At 67.3% G+C, this 25,228-nt stretch carries 22 protein-coding genes; 16 read left to right on the forward strand and 6 right to left on the reverse strand.

Features of this window, described 5'->3' with window-relative positions:
* Positions 1–58: 58 nt before the first annotated feature.
* The 3 genes from HRC28_RS13365 (at position 59) to HRC28_RS13375 (ending at position 1,537) form a co-directional block, all read left to right on the forward strand.
* Positions 59–346: a transposase gene (locus HRC28_RS13365; protein WP_182376004.1), complete on the forward strand. Its 288-nt coding sequence runs from the start codon at positions 59–61 to the stop codon at positions 344–346.
* Positions 343–1,212: an IS3 family transposase gene (locus HRC28_RS13370; protein WP_182380638.1), complete on the forward strand. Its 870-nt coding sequence runs from the start codon at positions 343–345 to the stop codon at positions 1,210–1,212. The genes HRC28_RS13365 and HRC28_RS13370 overlap by 4 nt, the downstream gene beginning before the upstream one ends.
* Positions 1,213–1,339: 127 nt before the next feature.
* Positions 1,340–1,537: a hypothetical protein gene (locus HRC28_RS13375; RefSeq protein ID WP_202033075.1), complete on the forward strand. Its 198-nt coding sequence runs from the start codon at positions 1,340–1,342 to the stop codon at positions 1,535–1,537.
* On the opposite strand, the gene HRC28_RS13380 is transcribed toward HRC28_RS13375, so the two are convergent.
* Positions 1,498–1,905 carry a hypothetical protein gene (locus tag HRC28_RS13380; RefSeq protein ID WP_182376005.1) on the reverse strand — a complete coding sequence of 136 codons (408 nt, stop codon included), beginning with the start codon at positions 1,903–1,905 and terminating at the stop codon, positions 1,498–1,500. The genes HRC28_RS13375 and HRC28_RS13380 overlap by 40 nt on opposite strands.
* 278 nt (positions 1,906–2,183) lie before the next feature.
* Between HRC28_RS13380 and HRC28_RS13385 the strand changes: the two genes are divergently transcribed.
* The 10 genes from HRC28_RS13385 to HRC28_RS13435 all read left to right on the forward strand — a co-directional run bounded on the left by HRC28_RS13385 (position 2,184) and on the right by HRC28_RS13435 (position 12,646).
* A complete protein-coding gene (locus HRC28_RS13385; RefSeq protein WP_182376006.1) occupies positions 2,184–3,209 on the forward strand; it encodes a medium chain dehydrogenase/reductase family protein in 1,026 nt (341 codons plus the stop codon).
* A gap of 167 nt (positions 3,210–3,376) precedes the next feature.
* Positions 3,377–3,544, forward strand: coding sequence for a hypothetical protein (locus tag HRC28_RS13390; RefSeq protein WP_182376007.1), 168 nt, complete (start codon positions 3,377–3,379; stop codon positions 3,542–3,544).
* Positions 3,545–3,950: 406 nt separating this feature from the next.
* Positions 3,951–4,859 carry a hypothetical protein gene (locus HRC28_RS13395; RefSeq protein ID WP_182376008.1) on the forward strand — a complete coding sequence of 303 codons (909 nt, stop codon included), beginning with the start codon at positions 3,951–3,953 and terminating at the stop codon, positions 4,857–4,859.
* Between the two features lie 330 nt (positions 4,860–5,189).
* Positions 5,190–5,537: a hypothetical protein gene (locus HRC28_RS13400; RefSeq protein ID WP_182376009.1), complete on the forward strand. Its 348-nt coding sequence runs from the start codon at positions 5,190–5,192 to the stop codon at positions 5,535–5,537.
* 190 nt (positions 5,538–5,727) lie between these two features.
* A complete protein-coding gene (locus HRC28_RS13405; protein ID WP_182376010.1) occupies positions 5,728–6,552 on the forward strand; it encodes a hypothetical protein in 825 nt (274 codons plus the stop codon).
* Between the two features lie 533 nt (positions 6,553–7,085).
* Complete coding sequence (locus HRC28_RS13410; RefSeq protein WP_182376011.1) at positions 7,086–8,132, forward strand: DUF262 domain-containing protein; 1,047 nt, start codon at positions 7,086–7,088, stop codon at positions 8,130–8,132.
* A gap of 2 nt (positions 8,133–8,134) precedes the next feature.
* Positions 8,135–8,953 (forward strand): hypothetical protein, encoded by an 819-nt coding sequence (locus HRC28_RS13415; RefSeq protein ID WP_182376012.1) that lies wholly within the window; start codon positions 8,135–8,137, stop codon positions 8,951–8,953.
* Positions 8,954–9,700: 747 nt separating this feature from the next.
* The gene (locus HRC28_RS13420; RefSeq protein ID WP_182376013.1) at positions 9,701–10,177 is read left to right on the forward strand and encodes a hypothetical protein; all 477 of its coding nucleotides are present in this window, start codon (positions 9,701–9,703) and stop codon (positions 10,175–10,177) included.
* A gap of 279 nt (positions 10,178–10,456) precedes the next feature.
* A complete protein-coding gene (locus HRC28_RS13430; protein WP_182376015.1) occupies positions 10,457–10,972 on the forward strand; it encodes a DUF2442 domain-containing protein in 516 nt (171 codons plus the stop codon).
* A gap of 321 nt (positions 10,973–11,293) precedes the next feature.
* A complete protein-coding gene (locus HRC28_RS13435) occupies positions 11,294–12,646 on the forward strand; it encodes an IS110 family transposase (RefSeq protein ID WP_202033076.1) in 1,353 nt (450 codons plus the stop codon).
* A gap of 69 nt (positions 12,647–12,715) precedes the next feature.
* Here the strand turns inward: HRC28_RS13435 and HRC28_RS13440 are convergent, their stop codons facing one another.
* The gene (locus HRC28_RS13440) at positions 12,716–14,119 is read right to left on the reverse strand and encodes a wax ester/triacylglycerol synthase family O-acyltransferase (RefSeq protein WP_182376016.1); all 1,404 of its coding nucleotides are present in this window, start codon (positions 14,117–14,119) and stop codon (positions 12,716–12,718) included.
* A gap of 135 nt (positions 14,120–14,254) precedes the next feature.
* On the opposite strand from HRC28_RS13440, the gene HRC28_RS13445 reads away from it, so the two are divergent.
* The gene (locus HRC28_RS13445; RefSeq protein WP_182376017.1) at positions 14,255–17,188 is read left to right on the forward strand and encodes a PQQ-dependent sugar dehydrogenase; all 2,934 of its coding nucleotides are present in this window, start codon (positions 14,255–14,257) and stop codon (positions 17,186–17,188) included.
* 4 nt (positions 17,189–17,192) lie between these two features.
* On the forward strand, positions 17,193–18,563 hold the full coding sequence (locus tag HRC28_RS13450; protein ID WP_182376018.1) for a GDSL-type esterase/lipase family protein: 1,371 nt from the start codon (positions 17,193–17,195) through the stop codon (positions 18,561–18,563).
* Here the strand turns inward: HRC28_RS13450 and HRC28_RS13455 are convergent.
* Positions 18,538–19,854, reverse strand: a complete 1,317-nt coding sequence (locus HRC28_RS13455) for a class I adenylate-forming enzyme family protein (RefSeq protein WP_237111474.1) — start codon at positions 19,852–19,854, stop codon at positions 18,538–18,540. The two genes, HRC28_RS13450 and HRC28_RS13455, sit on opposite strands and share 26 nt — an antisense overlap.
* A gap of 22 nt (positions 19,855–19,876) precedes the next feature.
* Between HRC28_RS13455 and coaE the strand changes: the two genes are divergently transcribed.
* The gene (gene coaE / locus HRC28_RS13460) at positions 19,877–20,473 is read left to right on the forward strand and encodes a dephospho-CoA kinase (protein ID WP_182376020.1); all 597 of its coding nucleotides are present in this window, start codon (positions 19,877–19,879) and stop codon (positions 20,471–20,473) included.
* A gap of 56 nt (positions 20,474–20,529) precedes the next feature.
* On the opposite strand, the gene HRC28_RS13465 is transcribed toward coaE, so the two are convergent.
* From HRC28_RS13465 to HRC28_RS13475, 3 genes are all read right to left on the reverse strand, one after another.
* Positions 20,530–21,489 carry a sigma-70 family RNA polymerase sigma factor gene (locus HRC28_RS13465; protein ID WP_182376021.1) on the reverse strand — a complete coding sequence of 320 codons (960 nt, stop codon included), beginning with the start codon at positions 21,487–21,489 and terminating at the stop codon, positions 20,530–20,532.
* A 187-nt stretch (positions 21,490–21,676) separates the two neighbouring features.
* Positions 21,677–23,860, reverse strand: a complete 2,184-nt coding sequence (locus tag HRC28_RS13470; protein WP_182376022.1) for a S9 family peptidase — start codon at positions 23,858–23,860, stop codon at positions 21,677–21,679.
* 9 nt (positions 23,861–23,869) lie between these two features.
* Entirely contained in the window at positions 23,870–25,210 is a 1,341-nt protein-coding gene (locus tag HRC28_RS13475) for a DNA polymerase IV (protein ID WP_182376023.1), read from the reverse strand.
* Between the last annotated feature and the right edge of the window lie 18 nt (positions 25,211–25,228).

Raw genomic sequence — 25,228 nt, forward strand, 5'->3', positions numbered from 1 at the left:
TAACCGGTTTCCCGGACACCGATGCTGAGGCGAGAATCGTCTCGGAGAGGAGTCCGCTATGCCGGCACCCAAGGACCCGGAGTTCCGTCGTCGAGCTGTCGCGCTCGCACGGCTGCGGGAGAAGCCAATCGCCCAGATCGCGAAGGAGCTCGGGATCGCAGAGTCTGGTCTTCGTCGCTGGATGAACCAGGCCGATGTCGACGAGGGCAAGCGAGAAGGTCTCTCGAGTGACGAGAAGGCCGAACTGGTCCGCCTTCGTCGCGAGAACCGCACCCAGGCGATGGAGATCGAGATCTTGAAGCGGGCCTCGGCCTACTTCGCTCGGGAGAACGTGCTCCCAAAATAGGGTTCCGGTTCGTTCGTGAGCTTGCCGCTGACGGGTTCCCCGTCGCGGTGGCGTGCCGGGTCCTGGGAGTCTCGACGTCGGGCTACTACGAGTGGATCAAGCGGCCACCATCGGACCGCGATGTCGCCGATGCCTACCTGCTCGACGTGATCATCGAGGTCCACACTGCGGCGCGGGCGACCTACGGCGTCCGGCGCGTTCATGCCGAGCTCGTGCTGGGCCGCTCACACCACGTCGGGCGCAGGAAGGTGGCCCGGTTGATGGCCACTCACGGCCTGGCTGGGGTCCACCGGCGCAAGTGGCGCCACGGACAGCGCTCGGAGGCGACCTGGCCCGACCACGTCCAACGGGACTTCACCGCCGACTCACCGGACCGGCTGTGGGTCACCGACATCACCCAGCACCGTACGAGTGAGGGGTGGGTCTACTGCGCGGCAGTGCTCGACGTCTTCAGTCGTCGGGTCGTGGGCTGGTCCATCGCTGACCACCTGCGCACCGAGCTCGTTGTCGATGCCCTGGAGATGGCCCGGATGCGTCGCAAGCCGGTCGGGACGATCCTGCACTCGGACCGCGGATCCCAGTACACGTCGTGGCTTTTCGGTCACCGGCTGCGCGAGGCCGGTCTGCTGGGTTCGATGGGCAAGGTCGCCTGCGCCTATGACAACGCGCTCATGGAGTCGTTCTGGGGTTCGATGCAGATCGAACTCCTCGACCGCCGCTACTGGACCACCCGGGCCGAGTTGGCCAACGCGATGTTCGAGTGGATCGAAGCGTTCTACAACCCCGTCCGACGCCACTCAGGACTCGGCTACCGGTCACCAGTCGAGTTCGAACGCCTTCACAAGACCGCCAACCCGGCGGCATGATCAACACACCCAAACCGTCCGGAGAACCGGTTACAGGTCAACAATCCCCAAAGCCCTGCCCGGCGAGAGCCGCGAAGCCGACACCCACGACCGCATCCGTCACGACAAGATCGACAAGTCCGGCACCGTGACACTGCGCGCAGCCGGGAAACTCCGCCACATCGGCATCGGCCGAACCCACGCCGGAACCCACGTCATCCTGATCATCCAGGACCTCGAAGTCCGCGTCGTCAACGCCATCACCGGCGAACTACTCCGCGAACTCACCATCAACACCAACCGCGACTACCAACCCAAAAACCAGAAAGACCCGAACCCCCAATGAGGGTTCGGATCTTTCCTATCTCTTGCGAGATCACAGTTCTCGACCCGCAAGATGTGGACCTGCGGCCATACGACCTGCGCGCCCTGCACTTCCAGGTCGACCATGCGAGGGAATCCGTTGCCGATATGCACTCCGCGGAACGTGAACCAGACGATGATGCGATCTCTGTCAGCCATGGTCGCGTGATGCTCGATCGTCCGATCCGAAAAACTTGCTGCGAACCAACCGCCGACGATGTCGAAAACGTTCACGTCCTGCCCGCTTACGTTGTCGTGAAACTCGGGCGCGCAATGATCTTTGATCGAGAGATCGCCGTCAGCGACCCAACGCATGTACGCATCGGCAATCTCCGCATGAGCTGCATCCATGCTCAGACTCTAGGTTCCGCTGCCGGCCGCAGCGCAGAGCTTGCGATGCGAGTTCTGGTCCCGCTCCCGTCCGGATAGTCGCTGCGAGCCGGCTTGTTCGCGGCGGACTGGGTCACCGCCGGAGGAGGCAAAGCAGCGCTTCCATCCGATGAGCGGTCGGCCCCGCCCTTGAAAGCCAGCTCCGGCAGAACAGGCCGGGCCGAGCGATGGGCAAGAAACAGCCCGCTCAACAAGGAGTCCCGCGCTGATGGGACTGAGGTCGGGGCGACAATGGATGGATGGACATCCGACAGGTCGTCATCACCCGCGCAGGCGGCCCGGAGCAGCTGAGGCTTCAGACGTCTCGACTCAACCCACCGGCCCCTGGTGAGGCGCAGGTGGAGGTGGTCGCCGCGGGCATCAACTTCGCCGACATCCTCGCCCGTCAAGGCCTCTACCCCGACGCGCCGCCGCTGCCGCTGGTGGTCGGTTACGAGGTCTCGGGCACGGTGCGTGCCGTGGGAACGGGGGTCGATGAGTCCCTGGTCGGGCAGGACGTCCTCGCGCTGACCCGTTTCGGCGGCTACAGCAGCGCTCTGAACGTCCCAGTGACCCAGGTCTTCGCCAAGCCGGCGGCGCTGAGCCACGCGGAGGCCGCGTCGATCCCGGTCGCCTACCTCACCGCCTGGCAGCTCCTCGTGGTGCAGGGCGGTCTCCGCGAAGGGGACACCGTGCTCATCCAGAACGCTGGGTCCGGGGTCGGCCTCGCTGCTCTCGACATCGCTCGCCACGTGGGGGCGCGCACCATCGGTACCGCCAGCGCGGGCAAGCACGACTTCCTCACGGCTCGCGGCCTGGACCACGCCATCGACTACCGCACCGGCGACTGGGCCGCCGAGGTCCGCGCCCTCACCGACGACCGGGGCGTAGAGCTGGTCATCGACCCGCTCGGCGGAGAGAGCTTCCGCCGGTCCCGCAGCGTCCTGCGCCCCACCGGCCGGCTCGGGATGTACGGCGTGTCCGCCGCCTCCAGCAACCAAGGTCTGCGCGGCAAGCTGCAGTTGGCCAAGACCGCGGCGTTGATGCCTCTGTTCCACCCCGTGCCGCTCATGAACGCCAATCAAGGTGCCTTCGGGGTCAACCTCGGGCACATGTGGGACGAGGTCGACAGGCTGCGTCGATGGATGGAGCAGGTGCTCAAGGGCGTCGGGTCCGGTTGGGTGCGTCCGCACGTCGACTCCTCGTACCCCCTGGCCGACGCGAGCCGAGCCCACGAGCACATTGAGGCTCGCCGCAGCACCGGCAAGGTCGTACTGGAACCCTGATCTGTAGTGCCCTCGCCCGCTGAGGCCGCGATTCGCGCGGGGATGTCGCGGCGATATGACTCGGGCGGGACATTGCCTAGTTACCCGGTTGCCTCGCTTGATTCGTCGGAGGGTTGGCCTACGGTTCGAAGCGAAGGCAATCGCCCTCTCGATCGAAAGGCGGCACCATGGCAGTCGAGGTATTCACGGCGGATGGAGAAACGCAGACGCACGATCCCGCAACTGGGATCGGCGTGACGGATGGTCACTTGCTCGTGACCCTGTGGGACGGCGCTGGCGATCCAACGATCGCGATCTACTCGCCCGATCGGTGGATCGACGCGCGCGTCGTCTAATGCCCTGCGGGCACGACGAGTAGGGATTGGCCGGTTGATCAACTGCTCATCACGGCCCCAGCGTCGTCAGGTCGGTGTTGCACCTGGCGGAGCTTGTCGCATCGAAGTTGATGGCGTTCGCCTCGTGGTGGTTGGCGAACCACATGAAGGCGGCGACATGACGTAGCGGCGTGCTCGCCCGGCATGGCACCTGCGGAAGTGAATCCGCGTGTTCTGAATCCACTGGCCGGGGGGCTCCCAGGGTCCGCACGCCCAACCGGCACCGCTCGGCGATCTGCGTCGGTGATGTCCCTGGCCCAGCCTTGGCGGTCACCGCCGCACCGCGACGCTGCGAACCGTCCACGCTCACTGCCATGATGCGACCCGAGAGGGCGTCTTCCTCCCCGCAACCCTTCAGGAGACCGACTTGGCCGTCCCGTATCCCACCGACCGCGCCACCAGCTGGTCGAGCGCCGGCCAAGACCGAGACCATCGCATCGGGCTCGCAACCCAGGTCATCCTCGACTCGATTGACGAAAGTCCCACATGGTTCGTCCTTCTGGACCGGATCGCGGCCAGGTTGCGTATGGACTTGAACGACCCCGTTGAGAAGCCGAAGGTGGCCGACGCCCTACTGGCCGCCGAGATGGACCTGGAGTGGACAGGCGAAATCCTCTACCGCACCGACGGGGTCTTCGAACGACTTCCCGCTACCGGCGTCCCACAGCCTGTCGACGAAGCCGGACTTCGAGCAGTCGCCAACGAGGTGCTCCGGCTGGGGTGGCCCAACCCCGGGCATAAGCGCAGTCGCACCATCTGGGAATGCTTCGTCGAGCTCGGCGGGCGCTACCGGCACTGCGACGTTTACTGGGCGATGCACAAGCACCTGAAGAATCACAAGCTTCGCATGGTCCGCGCTAATTGGATGCTCCAAGACGACATGCCGGCGATGCTCGCCGATCCGGAGATCAGCGCAGAGGAGCGCGTCGAGCTCGAGCGGCAGTTCGAAGCCGACTTGGTCGCTCGATACGTGGACTGGTTGGGCCGACGGGTACTCAAGAAGCGGTTCAGCAATGGCCGTGAGGCTGACCTGTACGACCACGCCCGAGACCTGATCATCGAAGCGAAGGCCTATCACCTAGACGACGTGCTAGTGGCCCACGCGATGGGTCAAGCGATGTACTACCGCATTCTGGACGATCTTCCGATCGAGACGAAGGTCGCCGTGCTAGTTCCAGGTCGTCCCCGGGAAGACGTGTTGCGCCTGCTCGATCACTACGACGTCGGGCTTATCTATCCCGAGGGCGACTCGTTCTTCGAAGACATCCGACCCTGATGCCCCGGACGCTGCTCGCGGCGAAGTGACGCATCCGTCCGGGGCCCAGCCTCGCGATGAAGCCTGCGTGTCGGTCAACCTCTGCTTGTAGGCTGCCTTCCCGTGGCTCAGGAATGCGCAACTCTGATCGAAGCCGGCGCCGTGTGCGGGATTTTAGCGGTGGGCAGATGCAGCGAGTGTGGGCGGCCCTTTTGTCCGAGCCACCAAGCTCGAGGAAATCCTCTCGTTCCAGACCCTGCTCGCTGCATTGCGTGCTACATCGCGGCGGCCGAGGCTCTGCGTCGAACCCAGGCCACCGAGGAAAGCGCCGCGCGCCAACAACTTCCCAGGATGATCACGGAGATCACGTCATCTCCTAGCGCAATCTGGATCCCACGCAGACGCGAGGCATTCCGCAGCAGGGAAACTTTGGGCAGCAGACTTGCTCCCCCGTTGTCAGTGAGAAAGTACAAGCAGATCCCGTTCGTGGAGGACCTCGGCGACGTGGTTGCGATCGGCAAACTCGTTTGGGAGTTCGACCTCGGTTACCACGAGAGCGAGCGGGAAACCTGCGAGTCAGGCATCACCCGACAAGGGGATCTGGCGGTCATGAGTGGGCGCGGCGGAACGGTGGTATCTCCGCCGACCGAGATCGTGCGAGCTCTTGGAGCCGCAATGGAGCACTTGAGAAACGGATAGCGAGAGCGCCAAGTGTCTCTCCCCTGGGAGTCTCTATACGGGAGGATTCAGTCAAGGCGGCGGTTCGACGCGACCTCAGTTGCGGCGGAATGCGCTAGGGCGGCTGGACCGATTGCTGCCCGGCCGCTTCGCGGCCCGGTTTCGTCGGCGGCCTCGGGTACCGTACAGAACACACGTTCGAGGAGGCGCAGTGCTCACTGTTCGAGAACTGGCAGATCGCTTTGGTACGACCGTGACTTTCGCAGTCCGCGCACTCGAGACGATTGGGCACAATGCAGGGGGGCCAGAATCGCCGGTGCCCGACTGGGCGTTGGCTCGGTTCGTCGATCGCTTTGGGGAGAAGATACGGGCCGTTCGACCGAAGTCGTCGGTCGTGGCCACGTTCACTGCTGAAACCGATGTCGCGCCGGTCGTCGCTCGCACAGCCCGCAAGGACAAGCCCCACGTCATGCGCGTGGCTCACTCCAGGGTGACCGGCGGACGTGATGGACAAGGCAACCGCGTGAAGCGACTGCTGGACGACCCCGGTCCGATCCATGCGATCGACGCGGCTGGGACTTGGGATGGCGATCCGTGGAACGGTGAGGTTCTGCAAGGTGCTGTTCACTTCTACAGCGGTGGCATGAATACCGGTCCGCCCGCTGCTTGCGGCGTGTCTGTGCGAGCAGTTCTAAGCGATGAGTTCGTGCCGGAGGAGGAACCATCTGCCGACCTGATCGGTATAGGTCGGCGTGCTCCGGCCGCGTTTCGCCGGCAGTGCCGCCACTGCGCGACGGCTGTCGCTGAAGGCCAGGGCTTTCGTACGCCGCCGCACGAGCGCGTCGAGCGCACGTACTTCTGCGAGTCCTTCCTGCGGGTCCGAGTCGACGGCACGGGGGAGGTTCAGGACTGCACCCTGCACGATCGTCACGACGGTCCGCACCGAACTCGCGACGGAGCAACATGGACAATCGGCTTCGACGACTTCGTGCCTGCTCCGCTCGACGCGAGTCGCAAGATCAGCAAGGCATCGTGAAACGCTGTCGCCTGCGGCGATAGTTCTTCCACGCCGACCTCGGAGGTCTGTTGCCCGCGGACTCGAGTCAAGGTGGGCACCTCGCGGCGCTACGACCCGCGTAGGTCGGTGCTGACACCGAGGGTGCAGCAGACCATCCGACGGTTCGACTGCGGCCACGTGACGCGCTGTCCTGGCTTCTGACGGTCCACGAGCGACTTCTCGCTCCTCCTACTGGCGGCCGCGGCCTCGTCCGATCTACCAGCGGAACTTGCCCTGATTGCGATTCGGAGCTCGAGTGGGGAACCGGACCGCACGAGGAAGACGCGTTAGTGCGCAAGACCGTGGCGTGGCAATGCCACGGCTGCGGCGCAATGGGCTTGCCTTACCTGGATTGACCAATCAACTGAGCGGGGTGGGTGGGGGTTTCTCGGGTGCGCAGAGGCTCCGCGCGGCCCGCAGCGGCGGGTGGAGGGGCGCTCCCACCCACCCCGTGGGACGGGAGCGGGAGTGAACACGTGCCAGTCGCGGGCCTAGTTCGATAGCCTGCGGCAGTGCTTGAGCCACTATCCGTAACCCGGACGACCTATACCGTCATCGACTTTCTGGAGTGGCAGCGTCAGGGATCCCTCGAGCTGCAGCCGTACTACCAGCGGCGTTCGGTATGGAATCCGCGGGTAAAGAGCCTTCTGATCGACTCCTTGCTGCGTGGGTTCCCTCTTCCGCTGATCTTTCTCCACAGCCGACTCGATGTCGCAACCTCAAAGACTGTCCGACAAGTCGTCGATGGGCAGCAGCGGCTTCGATCGATCTTGAGCTTCGTGGACATCGAGTCGATCAACGACCGCGACGAGTGGGACGACTTTACTGTGCTCCGATCGCACAATCGTGAGTTCGCGGGGCTGTCTTTTGCTCAGCTTCCAGACGACACTCAAACTCAAATACTGCAGACTCCTCTGTCGGTGAACGTTCTGCCCGCTGGAGTCGATGACGTGACTGTTCTGACGATCTTTCAGCGAATGAACTCGACTGGTCACAAGCTGAACGATCAAGAGATCCGAAATGCCACGTACTTCGGCGAGTTCAAGGATGCCGCCTATGAGCTTGCCTACGAGCAGTATCAGCGGTGGCTCAGATGGGACATTTTCAACGCGCAGGAGATTGCCCAGATGCGCGAGGTCGAGCTCACCTCCGACCTGATGGGGTTCCTGATGAGGGGCATCCAGGCGAGGACAAAGGCAACGCTGAATGGCCTTTACAAGGCCAACGATGAGGGGTTCCCCGACAGGATTGTTGTTGCCGACCAATTGAGGGCCGCTTTCGACTACCTCGACCGTGTCTACTCGCCTGGCGCGAGCAGATCTGGTCTCAAACGCTTCAGGTCGTCTGCCTGGTTCTATGCGGCGTTCGCCGTCGCAGCGGCGGTCGTTCGTGGAGAGCTGGATCTTGTCCCCGAGGCATTGGTCGACCGGCTTGAGTCGGCCGAAGTCCAACTGCGAAGGCCGCAGGACCTCGACGAGCAACTCGTCAAGGTTCTGCGCGGGGCTACCGCCGATCGCCGGAGTCGCCAGCTCCGGGTGGACTTCCTTCTGAGCATCTGACGATGTCCGAACTGGACGATGTCAGGACTCGACTGACTGTTGGGATCGAGGCGCTCAAGAACGTCGTGCTCGATGCCCAGGCATCGAAGATCCAAGAAGCGACAGTTGAAAGCGTCGTCGAGCTCGTGGCTCTCCGGGCATTCTCATTGCTGGAGACGTACCTCGAGGAGGTCTTCTACCTGAGCATGCTGGCGCAGCACGACTGTGCAGGCATCGGCCCGGTACTGCCCGTTTCGAACCGGTCGGAAATCGAGCTGTTGATTTTCTCGGATGGCAGGCGACGCGAGAACTACCTGACATGGCTGCCTTATGACGTGGCCGCTGACCGCGCTGACTCTTACCTCGTGGGCGGGCAGCCCTTTTCGTGGTTGCGATACCGCGACGTTGAGCTGGCGACCCTGAAGGAACTGACCATAGTAAGAAACGCGGTCGCGCACCCGAGTGCGTATGCAGCGACACTCCTTTCGGAGTTGGCGTTGGGAAAGGGCTACCAGGTGGTGCGACCGGCGGACTACTTGAAGAGTCTCCGGACAGGAGCTTGGGAGGTAATGCACATGCTCACGCAGGTGACGGTGATCGCCAGTGGCCTGGCGGAGGCATCGGAGCTCGCCGCGGATGCCCTGTTCCAACCGGAGCCGCCTTTTCAAGCTGCTAGAAAGGCACCTCCTGGCACCTATTTCTGCTCCCATTGCGGGCGAGAAGAGGGGCTCACGGTGAAGGCCAAGCTCGGAAACTGTCGCGATTGCGGTTTGATCGAGAGGTGTACGGAATGCGGGCGGTCCAAGGCGTCGTCAACAACGTGGCTGCGGCAAGTTGTTTGAGCCGGGCGCCGTCTCACTGCGATCGGTCACCTTAGGGCGAATGCCTTACATCCGCGATTCGCGTACTGCTCGATCTGCTCAGTGCGTTTGCGAGCAACGTTGCCAACGTGTTGGAAGTGGTTCACGGCTACTTCGCAGAAGTCGGCGACAAAGTCCGTACAGGACCGGGACCAATCGATCGCTGAGGAGGCATCGAGGAGGCTGTGGTTCAGTCGCACTTGGCCTGCTGTGGGGGATGGCTGGAGGAGTGACCACGCTCGGCGGGGAGGCCCAGCTTCGCCTGTAGTTCGTGGCTATTGCGCTCTCCATCGGAATGTGGTGCCTGAGGCGTTCAAGGAGGAGCTCGAGGCAACTGGGAGCCTCGAATGGTTCAGCGATCGGCTGGTTCAACTGCGGCCACGGGACGCGCTGTCTTGGCTGCGGACAGTCGACGAGCGCCTTCTCGGTCCTCTCGCCGGTGGTCGCGGCCTCGTCCGATCTAGTAGCGGGACTTGCCCGCATTGCGACTCGAAGCTCGAGTGGGGAACGCGGCCACACGAGGAAGACGCTTTCGTGCGCAAAGCCGTGGCGTGACAAGGCCACGGCTGCGGCGCGGCCGGCCTGGCATATCTGGACTGACAAACCCAGCGGGGTGGGTGGGAGCTCTCGGGGTGCAGAGGCTCCGCGCGGCGAAGCGGCGGGTGGAGGGGCGCTCCGACCCCCGCGGAGGAGCACAAATCTCCGGCCTTGGGGATGTAGTTTGGCGCCATGGTGGAGGTTTCCAAAGACGACTCGGGTTCACGCGATCAGCATCAGGGCGAGGAGCTGCCAGTCCGGGACTGGTGGTCAGGCGCTGATCCCGACCTTCAGCTTCTCGTGGGCCTCGTTAACAAGCTCGAGTTCGAGCTTCCGATGCGGATCTTCATACCGTCTGGCGTGCTGTCGGGCTACCTGATTGCCATGCCAGCCTATTTTTCGCGGGTGGCAGGCGTCTTGCACGGCAACTCTGACGATGGAAGCAACCCAGTCGCTGATGCCCTGGCTAAGTCTTATGACTCCATTAGCGAAGCTCGACGTAAGAACATCGAAAGCAATGAGCCTGACGACGACGTTCGGCACATTCACCTCGACCAGGCGGTCCTGCACGGGACGGGCGCCGAGCCACTGCAAGTCGGCCTCTGGCGCGGTCGGCTAAGTAACGTCAGTGGATGGTCGATGGGTAACTACGGCGACCAGGTGGAGTGACTTGTGCCTCGACTCGCGCAGGTCGCGGGGCAACTCGTCTTCATGTACACCAACGATCATGATCCGCCCCACGTTCATCTGTTCGCGGCTGGCCACCGAGCTAAGATCGAGATTGGGAACCGTGAGTTCGTATACGGCGAGGTCGGTTTGAGTCGCGGGGGTCGTCGTGCGGTCGTCGCGCGGGTAACAGCAAACGAGGACAACCTGATGGACGCGTGGGAACATGCATCAAAGGGTTCAGCGATTCCGAGCTACGAGTGGTCCTGAGAGGAGAGGCAAATGATTGACGCCACAGCGTTGGTCGAGGTTGTCTCGGCTAGGTCACTTTTTGGAACAGTTGCGTCCCTACGATTCGACGATGGAGTCGCGAAAGTCGTCGATTTGTCGCCGCTGATGACCGGTCAGGTTTTCGATGAAGTCAGGCGCATGGGCTGGACGACGAAGTTTCGGGTGGATACAGAGCTCGGGACGATCGTGTGGCCTAACGGCGCGGATCTACCGCCCGCTCGGCTGCGTTTTGAAGCACCGACCCTCGCAGAGACTGGCGGATCACACGTCTCCCACCCCTCTGCCGTTTGGGCGGACACGATGGTCCTGCTCCGCGAGGCGGGCGTTGCGAAGCGCCAGGTTAAGGTCTCGGCGCCCGCGATTTCGGTTCGGTCGATGACCCGCAAGATTTCATTTGCGTCTGGGCAAAGGACCGAGCAGTTCACACTCGTCGTCCCGAACCGGAAGCTGACAGCCACCACTCGCAAGTTCGTCGAAGACAGCGAGAAGGTCAAGCTTCCTGCCTGACCGCAAGGATGCGCGCTCTGGTAGCACAGCACCCTCAAACTGCATTGGGTCGACCTCGCTCGTCGACGGCGGTTGCTTGCGTGGAGTGTGAGCGACTTTCGATCGCGCCCAGCGGTATGTCCAAGTGATCTGGCTAGCCCGCAATGGCTAGGACGGCTTCACGCTGATCAGATGTCGTAATGGATCCGGAACTGCTGGCCGGCACCGCCACTGAAGATGATGCGCAATCCGCGGGCAGCCCATTCTGGGCTACTAGAGACTTCCTCGTAGGGCCGGTGTCTGGCCAGACTCGGTCTAGGTGCTCGGCGGGTTGGCTCTCTATTGGGCTGCCCACCCTTCGCGGGTGTGGCTCACTTTCGGTCTGCAGCCCGCCGGGCGCCGCTGACGAGGCGTGGCTCAAGAAGGGACTGCCCTGCTCGTAGTAGCAATGCCCACCTCGCCGTCCACATCGGTCTGAGCCACAGGCGGGAGAAGCACATGGAGCACGTCATCATCGGGGTCGATCCCCACAAGCTGTCAGCGACGATCGAGGTCGTAGACCAGCAAGAACAGCTACTTGGTTCTGGTCGCTTCACCACTGACCACGCTGGCTACAAGGCAATGCGGACCTACGCGAAGTCATGGCCGAATCGGGTCTGGGCAGTCGAGGGCGCCAACGGTGTCGGACGTCCGCTGGCGCAACGGCTGCTCGAGTCCGGCGAACATGTCGTCGATGTCCCAGCCAAGCTCGCGGCCCGTATCCGGCTGTTCGACACCGGCCACAACCGCAAGACGGACGCCCGGGACGCCCACTCGATCGCGATCGTCGCAGTCCGCACCAAGACCTTGCGAGTGCTGCAGGTCGACGGCCAACTTGAAGCGCTACGGATGCTCACCGACCGACGAGAAGCACTGACCCGACGCCGCGTCCAGACGGTCGACCGCCTTCAAGCCTTGCTCGCAGAACTCCTTCCGGGACAGGCCAAACGCGACATCACCACCGGCCAGGCCAAAGCAATGCTGGCTTCCGTGCGCCCGCGTGACATCGCAGGCAAGACCTGTCGGCGCATCGCGGCCGACGAGCTCGCCGAGCTGATCAACGTCGAGGCGAAGATCAAGAAGGCCACCGCCGAACTCAAAGCCATCGTGCTCGCCCGCGGTTCTACGCTGATGGACATCCACGGTGTCGGGCCAGTCGTGGCCGCCCGGATCCTCGCCGATGTCGGCGACATCGCTCGCTTCGCCGACCGCAACCGATTCGCATCCTGGACCGGCACCGCGCCCCTGGACGCATCCTCAGGCGAACAGAACCGGCATCGGCTTTCGCGAGCCGGCAACCGCCGGATGAATCACATGATTCACATCGCTGCGGTCACGCAACTTCGGGTTGATACCGACGGCCGGACCTACTACCGACGCAAGCGAACCGAGGGCAAGAAATCACTCGAGGCACTCCGCTGTCTCAAGCGCAGGATCTCCGACGTCATCTACCGACAGCTCGTTGCTGACGCTGAGCGCGTTGCTGGGGCGGGTCCGGGAGGGCACTGCGGGGCGTCTCAGGAATCCAGCGCGGCCGACCTGCCCCCGCACATCGGCACTTCGGATCAGCCACTTCCCGGACCCGCAGGTCAGACGCTACGCCCGGCATCGACGTCTCGGAAGACCCGCGGCGAGGACCTCGCAGCGACTGGTTGACAACAGAAGGGAGCCGGAATGCAGCGGCCCGCCCACGGCGGCGGGTGCCCGCCGCCGTGCTTCAGCGAACTACCCCGCTGAGGACGCCGCACTGATGTCGAGCGCCGCCTCGAGTTCCTCCAGCGCCTCGCCGGCGTAGACGGCGATGCGCTGCAGGTGGGGGAGGTTGTCGCGGCAGCCGGTGAAGCCGATGTTGAACTGGCCGGCGTAGCTGATCGCGGTGATGTTCAGGGCCTGGCCGTGGAACAGCAGGCTGAGGGGGTAATACTCCTCGAGGCGGGAACCGTCGACGTACCGCGGCTCGGCCGGGCCCGGGACGTTGGAGAGGACCAGGTTGGACGCGGGGCGGCCGCGGCCGCCGATGTGCGCCATCGCCTGGCCGAGGAACGGGGCCATCAGGCCCGCGGTGTAGGCGTCCATGGCGGCGCCGGAGACCTGGGGCAGGCGTTCCTTGCCGAGCTGCGTGGAGGCCTTGATGCGGGCGATCCGCTCGAGCGGGTCCTCGACGTCGGTGCCGAGCTGCGTGTAGAGGAACGTGATGGCGTTGCCGACGGACGCTCCCTCGCCGGTGCGGACCGAGACGGGCACGTTGGCGATCAGGCTCTGCGCGGGCAGGGCATCGACGTCCTGCAGGTAGCGGCGGATCGCGCCACCGCAGATCGCAAGGAACACGTCGTTGAGGCTGCCGCCTGCTGCGGTGCCGACGGCCCGGAGCCGGTCGATCGGGTACTGCTGGGTCGCGAAGCGGCGGGGCGTGCTGATCTTGCCGTTGAAGATCGACTTCGGGGCGCGGTACGGCGCCGCCCGCAACTCGTCCTTCGTTCCGAAGAACGACTCCTTGTAGGTGCGGGTCAGGGAACCCGCCACGGCGCGGACGCTCTTCAGGCGGGCGCGGCCGGCGACGGCCGGGATCTTCGGACGCGGCGCGGACGCCACGCCTGACTGGTCGGGGCCGCGGACGCCGATCGCCCACGGGGGGAGCATGTCGCGCTGGTCGCCGTCGACCGAGAACGTACGACGAAGCAGCCGGACGCCGCCCACGCCGTCGATCTGGCTGTGGTGCACCTTCATGTACATCGACCAGCGGTCGCCCTCGAGGCCCTCGATGACGTGGCACTCCCACAGCGGGTAGCGCCGGTCCATCCGGGCCGAGTGCAGGCGCGAGACCAGGATGCCGAGCTCGCGCTCACCCCCGGGAGCGGGAAGCGCCGAGTGACGGAAGTGGTAGTCGATGTCGATGGCGTCGTCGGGCAGCGGCTCCCACCGGGGGATCGCCGACCCGTGCAGGATGTAGTTGAACGGCGGCTGGAACTCGCGATGGGCTCGCCATCGGTCGACCAGGTCCGAGAGGTACGACGGACCGGCATCCTCGGGCTTCGAGAAAGTCGCCAGCATGCCCACCTGCATCGGCGTGGCCACGGTCTCCATGCGGAGCCAGCCCGAGTCGTTCAGGCTGATCGCTTGCCTCTTCATCGGGTCAAACTAGCCCACCGGATCCGGGCGCGCGGCGGTCTTGCTCGTACGCCGGTCGGGTGACATCCCCGGGACCTTGGTCCCGGGTGGTCGCGTTCGGCTGAATGCCGGCTGGCGGCGCCACAGACTGAGGTCATGCTGCGTGGGGTGCTCGGGTCGTTGCTTGTCCTGGCGACGGCGCTCACGGGGTCGCTCACGCTCGCCGTTTCGGGCGCAGAGGCCGCCACCCGCCCGACCCTGACCGCGTCGCCCACGCCGCCCATGGTCGGTGAGTCCGTGACGGCGCGCACCCAGTTCGCCACGCGGGTCGTGCGTCCCGTCCGGCTCCAGCGGCTGTCCGGGACCCGCTGGATCACGGTGACGCGTGGATCCAGCACGCGCCGCGGCGCCGTGGCCCTGGCCTACCGCGCCACTGCCACCCGCACCGTGCTGCGGGTCCTCGCACCGGCCACTCGTATCCACGGCCGGCGGTACGCGACCCGGGTCTCCGGAGTGGCCGCCGTACGCGGCACGCCGCAGACCGTCGGGGTCGTGTTCGCGCGCGACGCCGGCGCACGGGTCGATGCCCGGGTCACGGTGTCGCACGCTCGTTCGGGCCGGGTCGTCGAGGTGCTCGCGCAGCAGGCCGACGCGACATGGAAGGTCGTGGCGACCCGACGGCTCGGCACGTCACGCACCTTCCTGATCGACGACGCGGTCCCGGCGGCCTCGGTGGCCGGCAAGCGACTCCGTGTGTGGACGGCTGCCTACCGCGGCGCCGCCGCAACGGCCTCCTCGATGCTTCTTCCTCCCACGGTCGGCGTGCCCGCCGTCGACGGTGATCCGGCGCAGCTGACCGTGGGCACGACCGGGACCGTGCGATCGGTGCGCTTCTACCTCGACGGCAAGCTCCTCGGGGAGGACACCGCAGCGCCCTGGGGCCTCAGTGCCGACCCTGCGGCCGGCACCCATGACGTCGTCGCTCGCGCGATCGGTCCGGTGGAGAGCGTGATCAGCCCGGTCACCGCCTTCGAGCGGGCAACGTCCCCGCTCGGCGCGGACTCCGGGATCGCCGAGAACTTCGCGATCGACACCGTCCAGAGCGGACTGGAACTGCCGACCAGCGCCGGGAGCACTCCTGAGGGAATCGTCTTCGTCGCGGAGAAGGGTGGACGGGTCAAGGTCGTCGAACCCAACGACGACGGCTGGTCGGTGCCCCACACGGTGCTCGATCTCAGCGACGACGTGCTCGACGAGGGCGACTCCGGCCTGACCGGTCTCGCCGTCGACCCCGACTTCGCCGCCAACGGCTACGTCTACGTCAGCTACGTCCGCGAAGGCGGAGTGGACCGGCACGCCCAGCAGGTCGTGCGGTTCACCTGGGACGGCACGGATCTGGCTGAGGCTTCCCGCCACGTCGTGCTCGGCTCGGTCACCGGTCCGGAGTGCTGGGAGGACGCGGCGATCCGCACCCCTGACTGTGTGCCGCTGATCGGGCTCTCGCACACGATCGGCGACCTCGGCTTCGATGACGACGGCCGGTTGCTGGTGGGCATCGGCGACGGTGCGCTCTACCTGGCCGAGGGTGGCCTCCAGGGGCGCCTGGAGACCTGGCGCGCCCAGGATCCCGATGTCCTGGCCGGCAAGGTGCTGCGCATCGACCCGGTCACGGGTCGTGGCGTTCCGGACAATCCGCTGTACGACGGCGACGGCTCCAGCAACGCGTCGCGAGTGCTCGCCCTCGGACTGCGCAACCCGTTCCGCTTCACGATGCACGGCGACCAGCTGGTCATCGGGGACGTCGGCGAAGGGGACTGGGAGGAGATCAACGTCCGGCACCTCGACGAGTCGGACGCGCCCGACGAGCCGGCCAACTTCGGGTGGCCGTGCCTGGAGGGTGAGAACGACACCGACCTCGGGGACGTGACGGACCCGGACAGCCCGTGGGTCGCTTGCGGCGCGGTGCGCGGCGAGGACGGGGCCAGCGCGCCGTCGTACTCCTATCCACACAACGGGAACGGCGGCTCCATCAGCGGCGGCGTCTTCCTCGACTCCACCGCCTACCCCGCCTCGATGCGCGGCCGCTACGTCTTCGGCGACTACGCCCAGGCCTTCATCCGCACCGCTGACGTCGACCACGACGGAGAGGCGACGGGCGTGGCCGGGCTGGCCGACGCCACGGCAGCCGAAGGGCCGGTCAAGTTCTTCACGGGGCCGGACGGCCTGGTGTGGTCGGTGTCGATCACGACCGGGTCACTGCGCCGGATCCGGTGGACCGGTGAGGCGCTCGCCGATCGCTGCGAGGTCGGCACCTTCCGTCGTACGTTCCACGACCTCGACGGTCCGGACTCGGCGTTCGACCAGGAGTACGAGGGGGAGTACGCGTGGTTGTTCCCCTACGCCGCCGTCCAGGTTCCCTCCGCCGCCATCGCAGATCCCACGTGCGAGCCGACCGTGCACCTCCCCGAGACCGGAGGGACGCGGTTCGCGACGTCGTGGCGAGGGCGCGTCGACGTCGACGCCGGCACGTGGCGGTTCCAGGTCGACGGCACCGAGTGGATCCGGCTGTGGGTCGACAACCAGCCCGTGCACGACTTCTATGCCAACGCGTTCTGGGGTGACAACCGGGTGCACGACGTGGCGCTGGCCAAGGGACAGCACCTGATCCAGGTCGAGCACCTCCACGGCGACCAGGACGTGGCCGCTGCTGACGTCACGTGGACCCGGGTCGGTGGGCCGCCGACGGTGGCGCTGACGGCTCCGGCCAACGGCTACGTCCCGACCGGTGGTGCCGTGCCGTGGAGCGTCGAGGTCAGTGACCCTGACGGCGACGACCCCGCAGCACTCGCGTCCACCGTCGTGCTGGCAGTGGACTCGCTGCACTACACGGGCACGTCCTTCCACGCCCACCCCTCGAGCCGGATCACGGGCCAGACCTCCGGGACTGTCCAGATCGACGACGTGCACGCGCCCGGTTCGGTCGTCATCCGACTGAAAGCGACCGTCACGGACGCGAGTGGTGCGCGGACGACGAGTGCGCCCGTCTACATCTGCCTGCCCGGTACGACGGCCGGTCCGTGCGCGGGGTGACGGCGTGAGTCGTCGCAGGTCCTTCCTCGGTGCGTCGTGCGGACTGCTGGCCCTGGCGAGTGGCCTGTCCCTGCCAGCCACCGCCCACGGCGCCGACGATGAACCGCCTGCGCCCAGTGACGTCGTTCGGGTGCTGCTCGTCGGTGACTCGGTCACCCAGGGCTCGTCGGGCGACTGGACCTGGCGGTACCGCTTGTGGCGCCACTTCCAGGACGCCGGTGTCGCCGTCGACTTCGTCGGCCCCCGTGATGACCTGTGGAACCTGCGTCCGAGCGGTCCCGGCGCGACGTCGTACGTCGATCCGGGCTTCGACCGCGACCACGCCGCTCGATGGGGGATGTGGAGCGGGTTCCCGGACACGCCGATCGCGACCCTCGTCGCCGATCACCACCCCGACGTCGTGGTGAGCATGCTGGGCGTCAACGACCTCCTGTACGGCCGCGCGCCCGAAGCGGTGGCCGCGGACACCACCGCCATCGTCGAGGCGGCCCGCGCGGTCGACCCGGATCTCGCGTTCGTCTTCGCTGAGGCGACCCAGCACTGGTTCACCGGCGTGGACACGCTCAATGACGCACTGCCGGCGGTCGTCGCCGGCCTCACGAGCCCTGCGTCGCCCGTCGCGGTCGCCACCACGTCGAGCGGGTACGACGAACTGCAGGACACCTGGGACCACGCGCACGCCAACGCCCGCGGCGAGGTCAAGATCGCTGCTGCCGTCGCGGACGCCTTGCACGAGCTCGGGATCGGACCTCCTGCTGCGCGGCCGTTGGTGATGCCTCCGGTCGGTCCGAGGTCCGGTGCCACGTTGACGTCGTCGGCCGGCAACGGAGCGGGGACGTTGACCTGGCAGGGAGCCGCGGGTGCCACCACCCAGTTGCTGTGGGGCCGTGACAGCACGCTGGGCCAGCCGTGGGGCGTCCTCGCCGAAGGCCTGCCTCCCGACGGATCGCTGGGCATCACCTCGCTGGTGAACGGCCATCGGTACCAGTACCGGTTGCAGCCGGTGAAGGGCGACGACGCGCCCGAGGGTGCGGTCTTCTCGCCCGTGGTCGACGTCGTGCCCGTCGCCCCACCACCTCTGCCGTCCCCACCGCCTGCACCCGTCGCCCTGACCGCGCCGACCGACGTGCGCTCGGTCGCCGGCCGGCGCTGTGCACGACTGGCCTGGCGGCCGGTGAGGGGCGCGACGTCGTACTGGATCCAGCGCCGGGTCGACGGTCGCTGGACCCGGGGGGTGCGGACGGCGGGGACGCGGGTGACCCTGCGGCAGTTGCCGCTCCGGTACTCGTGGCGCTTCCGGATCCGCGCCGTCCGTGGATCGGCGGTCGGCCCCCAGGCCACCATCACGGTCAGGCGTCGCTCGGGTCGCTGCTGACGGCGGGATGGCCCGCGACGAGTTCGTTGCGGCGGACCTTGCCCGTCAACGTGCGGGGGAGCGCGTCGAGGAGGACGTAGTCCTTGGGGCGTTTCGGCGGCGCCAGGTGCTCGCGCGCGAAACGGTCCAGGGCGTCGGCATCGGCTGTCCCGACGACGGCCGCGCACACACGCTGCCCCCAGCGGGAGTCGTCGACGCCGTAGACCGCGATGTCGGCGACGCCCGGGCAGGTGCCGAGCACCTGCTCGACCTCGGTCGGGTAGACGTTCACGCCGCCACTGATGACGAGGTCCTCGCGGCGGCCGTCGAGGAAGAGGTAGCCGTCGTCGTCGATCCGACCGACGTCGCCGACGGTGAAGGCGGGTCCCTCCGCAGTGGTGCGCCAGGTGGCGGCGGTCTTGGCGGGCTCGTTGAAGTAGGTGAACCGGGCGAAGTCGGGCACGGTGCACCAGATGGTGCCGTCGGCGTCGAGGCTCAGTGACCTGCCGGGTCGCGCCCGCCCGACGGTCCCGGGCCGCTCGACCCACTCCTCGCTGCGGCAGGCCGTGAACTGGCCCTCGGTCGATCCGTAGAACTCCCAGGTCGACCCCTCGGGGAAGGCTTCGATCAGGCGGCGCTTGAGATCCGTGGGGCACGGGGCGCCGGCGTGGGCGACGAGCCGGAAGCACGACAGGTCAGGGGCGCCGTGGGTGTCCCAGTGCTCGAAGAGCCGCTGCAGGTGGGTCGGTACGCAGAACATCGTGGTCGGTCGCTCCCGCGCGATCGTCTCGGTGATCCTGGCCGGATCGAATCCACTCCGTTGGTCGAGCTCGTCGAGACCCACGATCCGGCCGCCGGCCAGCAGCGTTCCCATCGCGAAGCGCAGCGGCGCCGAGTGGTACAGCGGGCTGAGCACGAGGTTGACGTCGTCGGCCGAGAATCCCCACAGGTCGCGCTCGTCGGCGAGCAGCGCCCGTGCGTCCGGCTCACTCAGGACCCCCGAGAACACGCCCTTCGGGACACCGGTCGTGCCACTCGTGCAGTGCATCGGCCGCCCCAGCGGCAACCCGGCCTCCGGCAGTACGTCGACGAGGTCGGCCAGGTCCGCAGCCGACCGCACGATTCGGGTCGGTGCCAGGCCCGCCAGGATCCGCTCCTGTTCGCTGTCCGTCAGCCGCGGGTCCAGCGGGATGGGAAAGACACCGGCGGTGAGCAACCGCAGCACCGCGTCGACGTACTCGTGCGAACCGGGCACCAGCAGCGCCACCCGGTCGCCTGCGCTCAGTGGCCGTTGCTCCACGAGTGCCTCCACGGGGCCACAGTAGGGTCTCCCCGTGCGCGTTGGACTGACCGGGGGGATCGCCTCGGGGAAGAGCACTGTCTCGACGATCCTGCGCGAGCTCGGTGCGGTGATCATCGACGCCGACCAGCTCGCGCGCGAGGTGGTGGCCCGGGGGACACCCGGGCTCGCCGCCGTCGTCGAGGCCTTCGGCCCGGAACTCCTCACCGAGGACGGTGACCTCGATCGCCCCAAGATGGGCGCCCTGGTCTTCGGTGACGAGGAGCAGCGGCGGCGCCTCGAGGCGATCGTGCATCCGCTGGTCTTCCAGCGGTACGCCGAACTGGAGGCGTCCGCGCCCGCTGACGGCATCGTGGTGCACGACATCCCGCTCCTCGTCGAGTCGGGTCGTGCCACGGAGTTCGACGCGGTGATCGTCGTCGACGCACCCACCGAGGTCCAGATCGAGCGGATGGTGCGCGACCGGGGCTGGACCGAGCAGGACGCGCTCGCGCGGATCGCCGCTCAGGCGACCCGCGAGGAACGGCGCGCCGTCGCGACGTACTTGATCGACAACACCGGAACGCACGAAGACCTCCGTATGCGGGTCACGGAGGTCTTCGCGGAGCTTCAGGCCAAGGTCGTCGAGTAGCAGCGACGCACGACCGCGCCGGTGGTTGAGGTGCGAGCGCCAGCGAGCCTCGAAACCTAGGCAGCCAGGTCCGGGTCGCCGAGGCGACGCAACTTCTGCAGCGCCTCCCGCTCGAGCTGGCGCACCCGCTCGGCGGAGATGCCGTGCTTCACGCCGATGTCGGCCAGCTTGTGCTGGCGACCGTCCACGAGACCGTAGCGCGAGCGGATGATGTCGGCCGCACGCTCGTCGAGCTGGTCGACCAGGGTGTTGAGCCGGTCGCGGGCCTCGGTGTCGAGCACCGTCAGGTCGGGGCCGGGGGTGGTCTCCTGGGCCATCAGGTCGCCCAGCGAGGTGTCGCCGTCCTCGTCGATCGGGGTGTCGAGGCTGACGTGCTCACGGCCCCAGGCCATCAGGTCCAGGACCCGGTCGACCGGCAGGCCGAGCTCGGCAGCGATCTCGGTGGGGTCGGGATCGCGGCCGAGCTGGCGCTCGAGCGTGCGGCGGGCGCCGCCGACCTGGTTGAGCTCCTCGACCACGTGCACGGGCAGCCGCACCACGCGGGCCTGCTGCGCGATGCCGCGCGTGATGGCCTGGCGCACCCACCAGGTGGCGTAGGTGGAGAACTTGTAGCCCTTGGCGTAGTCGAACTTCTCGACCGCGCGGATCAGGCCGGTGTTGCCCTCCTGGATCAGGTCGAGCATCGGCATCTGCGCGCGGCCGTACTTGCGCGCGATGGAGACGACGAGACGGAGGTTGGCGTTGATGAACTCCGTGACGGCCTTCTGGCCCTCTTCGGCGATCCATTCCAGCTCGGCCTGGTTCGCGAGCTTCGGGGCGCCGCCCTTGCGGCGGCCCACCCGACCCTCGGCGAGCAGGCTCTCGGCGTACAGGCCAGCTTCGATGGCCTTGGCGAGCTCGACCTCACGGGCGGCGTCGAGCAGGGGAGTACGGGCGATCTCGTCGAGGTACAGCCCGACGCTGTCGCGTCCCTCGATCTCACGTCCGGTGTTGCGCCTCGCGGTTGCGGTGGCCATCGCGGTTCTCCTTCGCTGAGCGAACCGGGTGAGGTCCGCACGTTGGTCCCAACACGTCCCGTGTGTCCGTGATTCCCCAAATGGGGTGTCACCGACGGTGTTGTTACCCGGAATGACGTGCGGGACCCGCAAGAAGTTGCGAAGGATCCGAAATCTCAGGGACTTCTCAGTCTGAGGACCCAAGCCCTCAGGAAACAGGCTCCTTTTCGGCCAGTCCGAGGCGGTCCAGGATCCACGCAAGGCTGAACGCGCGGTCCTCCCAGGCGCGATAACGCCCCGAGACGCCGCCGTGACCGGCCGCCATCTCGGTCCGCAGCAGGACGTCGGCCTGCGGAGCCCGGTCCCGCAGTCGCGCGACCCACTTGGCCGGCTCCACGTAGAGCACCCGGGTGTCGTTGAGGGAGGTCTCGGCGAGGATCGGCGGGTAGGTGAGGTCGGCGACGTTCTCGTACGGCGCGTACCCGGCGATCCGTTCGTAGGCGACCGGGTCGTCGGTCGGGTTGCCCCACTCGTCGTACTCCGGGACGGTCAGGGGGAGCGAGGCGTCGAGCATCGTGGTGAGGGTGTCGACGAACGGCACCCCGGCGACGAAGCCGCCGAACGCTTCGGGGGCCTGGTTGGCGACGGCCCCGATGAGCAGGCCACCGGCGCTCGCGCCCTCGCCCACGATCCGGTCGGCCGTCGTCCAGCCGCTCTCCACGAGGTGGCGGGCGCAGGCGATGAAGTCGTCGAAGGTGTGCTGCTTGTGCTCGAGCTTGCCGTCGTCGTACCAGTTGCGACCCATCTCGCCGCCGCCCCGGATGTGGGCGATGGCGAAGGCGCCGCCCCGGTCCAGCAGGGAAAGGCGCCCGACCGCGAAGTACGGGTCGATCGACGCTTCGTAGGCGCCGTAGCCGTAGAGGAGGACCGGGACCGGTGCGGTGCCGTCCGGACCGCGTACGCCGCGACGGACCACCAGCGAGATCGGCACCTGGACGCCGTCGACCGAGGTCGCCCAGAGCCGGTGCTCCTCGTAGTCGTCAGCGTCGTAGCCGCCGAGGACGGGTGCCTGCTTGCGCAGCACCAGTTCGCCGGTGCGCAGGTCGTGGTCGTAGACCGCCGACGGACGGCTCATGCTGGTCATGCCGACGCGGATCGTCGGCTGTTCGAAGGCCGGGTTGCTGCCGGCGCCCACGGTCGCCAGCTCACCGGGAAACTCCACGAACCGGTCCGCCGTGATCGGAGCGGTCGGGTCCGGGCCGAGGTCGAGGACGCGCACCTGGGTGCTGCCGTCGCTGCGCTGCTGTACGACGAGGTGGTCGGCGAACGCGTCGACGTCCTCCAGACGCACGGCCGGGTCGTGGGCGAGGAGGGGCTTCCAGTCCGCCAGGGCGGTGGGTACGGCGGGCGCGACCGCGAGTTCGAACTCGGGGCCGCTCGCGTTGTGCAGCACCAGGAAGTGGTCCTGGCCTCCGATGACGGCGTGCTCCAGCGAGTACTCGACACCGTCGGTGCGGGGCGCGAAGCAGAGCGGCTGGGCCGTCGGGTCCGTCGCGTCGAGGACGTGGAACTCCGACGTGGTCTTGGAACTGGCGGCGATCATCACGTAGCGGCGGCTGCGGGTGCGCCCGACGCCCACGAAGTACCGACCGTCGGGCTCGTGGAAGACCAGTTCGTCGTCGGCCTGGGCGGTGCCGAGACGGTGGCGCCAGACCTTGTCCGGACGCCAGGCGTCGTCGACGGTCGTGTAGTAGAAGTGGTCGGCCGACCCGCCCCAGGTCACGCCCCCGAGCACGTCGGTGAGGACGTCGTCGAGGAGTTCGCGGGTGGTCAGGTCCAGCACCCGCACGGTGTACCGCTCGTCGCCGACCACGTCGGTGGCGTAGGCCAGCAGGTTGTCATCGGGGCTGACCGCGGAGCCGCCGAGCGAGAAGAATTCGTGGCCCTCAGCGAGGGCATCGAGGTCGAGCAGCACCTCTTCGCCGGGTAGCGCCGGCTGGTCCGGATCGGCGTCGGCCGCCGGCTGCGGGGGAGTCCAGTCGTCCGGGTCCGTGACCGGGACGCGGCAGCTGGCGCCGTACTGCCGTCCCTCGAAGGAACGGCCGTAGTACCAGTGGCCACGCACCCGGGTGGGCACCGACAGGTCGGTCTCGAGGGTGCGGGCCTTGATCTCCTCGAAGATCCGCCCGCGCAGGTCGGCGAGGTGCGCGGTCCGCGCCTGGGTGTACGCGTTCTCGGCCTCGAGGTGGGCGATCACGGCCGGGTCGTCCTTGGCCCGCAGCCATTCGTACTCGTCGGTGCGCGGGTGACCGTGCAGCGTGGTGGTGACCGGACGCTGGTCGGTACGCGGGGGACGGGACTGCTCAGACTGATCGGACTGCTCGACGGACATGCAGGAACGCTACTGGCCCTCTGGTGGCTCCGGAGCGGGTGGGCGCCATCGGGTCAGATCGGGGTCGTCGACCCGGAACGAGCGAACCGGCCCCGGGGGTGTGTCGGCCGTCTCGAAGCGCACCGTCACGACACCCTTCCCGGAGCCCCAGACCCAGCCGCGGCCGTCGGTGGTGTGGACGACGTCCATCCCCGGAGACCAGTGCACCTCGGAGGGGCGGGAGCCCGACTCCTCGGGTTCGGGAGCGGGTTCGGGGTCGATCTCGGCGGCCTCGGAGTCGTCGGCGAACAGGTCCTCCTGGACCCAGTCGGCGAGCCCGGACACCCCGACACCGAGCAACCGGACGCCGCCGGAGGTGTCGAGGTCGGCGAGCAGGGAGCGGGCGAGCCGGGCGATGGTGGCGGTCTCCTCGGTCGGCGCCGGGAGCGTCGAGGAGCGGCTGAGGGTGGTGAAGTCGTAGAGCCGGACCTTGAGCGACACGGTTCGTCCCGACAACCCGCTGCTCCGCATCCGGCGCGCGACCTCCCCGGCCTGCCGGACGACGATGGACTCCATCTGCCGCCGATCGGTGAGGTCGTGCTCGTAGGTGCTCTCGACGCTGACCGACTTCGTCTCGCGGTCGGGTACGACGGAGCGGCTGTCCTCTGCGCGCGCCAACTGGTGCAGCGAGGCGCCCTGGGCCTTGCCGACGATGCTGACCAGTTCCTCCTGGCCGATCGCTGCGAGCTCGGCGACGGTGTGCACGCCGATGCGCCGCAACCGCTCGACGGTGGCTGGCCCGACGCCGGGGATGACCGAGACCCGCATCGGGTGGAGCAGCGCGATCTCGGTCCCCGGAGTGATCACGGTGAGGCCGTCGGGCTTGCGCAACTCGCTGGCGATCTTGGCGAGGAACTTCGACGACGCGACACCGACCGACGCGGTGAGCCCGTCGGTGACGTCCTGCACCCGCGCCCGCAGGTCCTCGGCGAACGCGGTCACCGTCGGCACCTCGAGGTCGGGCAGGTCGGCTCGTTCGAGATCGACGAACGCCTCGTCGAGGGACAACGGCTCGACCAGCGGCGAGCACGACCGGAGCAGGGTCATCACGGCGGTGCTCGCGGCGCGGTAGGCCTCGAAGCGACCGGAGAGGAAGGCAGCCTGGGGACAGCGTGCGCGGGCTTCCCGGGTCGACATGGCCGACCGGACGCCGTACACGCGGGCCTCGTAGGAGGCGGTCGACACCACTCCCCGCCCGCCGACCCCGCCGACGATCACCGGCTTGCCGCGCAGGGAGGGCTTGTCGCGTTGTTCGACGGCGGCGAAGAAGGCATCGAGGTCCAGATGGAGGACCGAGGCCTGGGCGCGCACGCGCGTCACGTTAGTCGT

The sequence above is a fragment of the Nocardioides sp. WS12 genome (assembly GCF_014108865.1).
In the GTDB taxonomy this organism is placed as follows: domain Bacteria; phylum Actinomycetota; class Actinomycetes; order Propionibacteriales; family Nocardioidaceae; genus Nocardioides.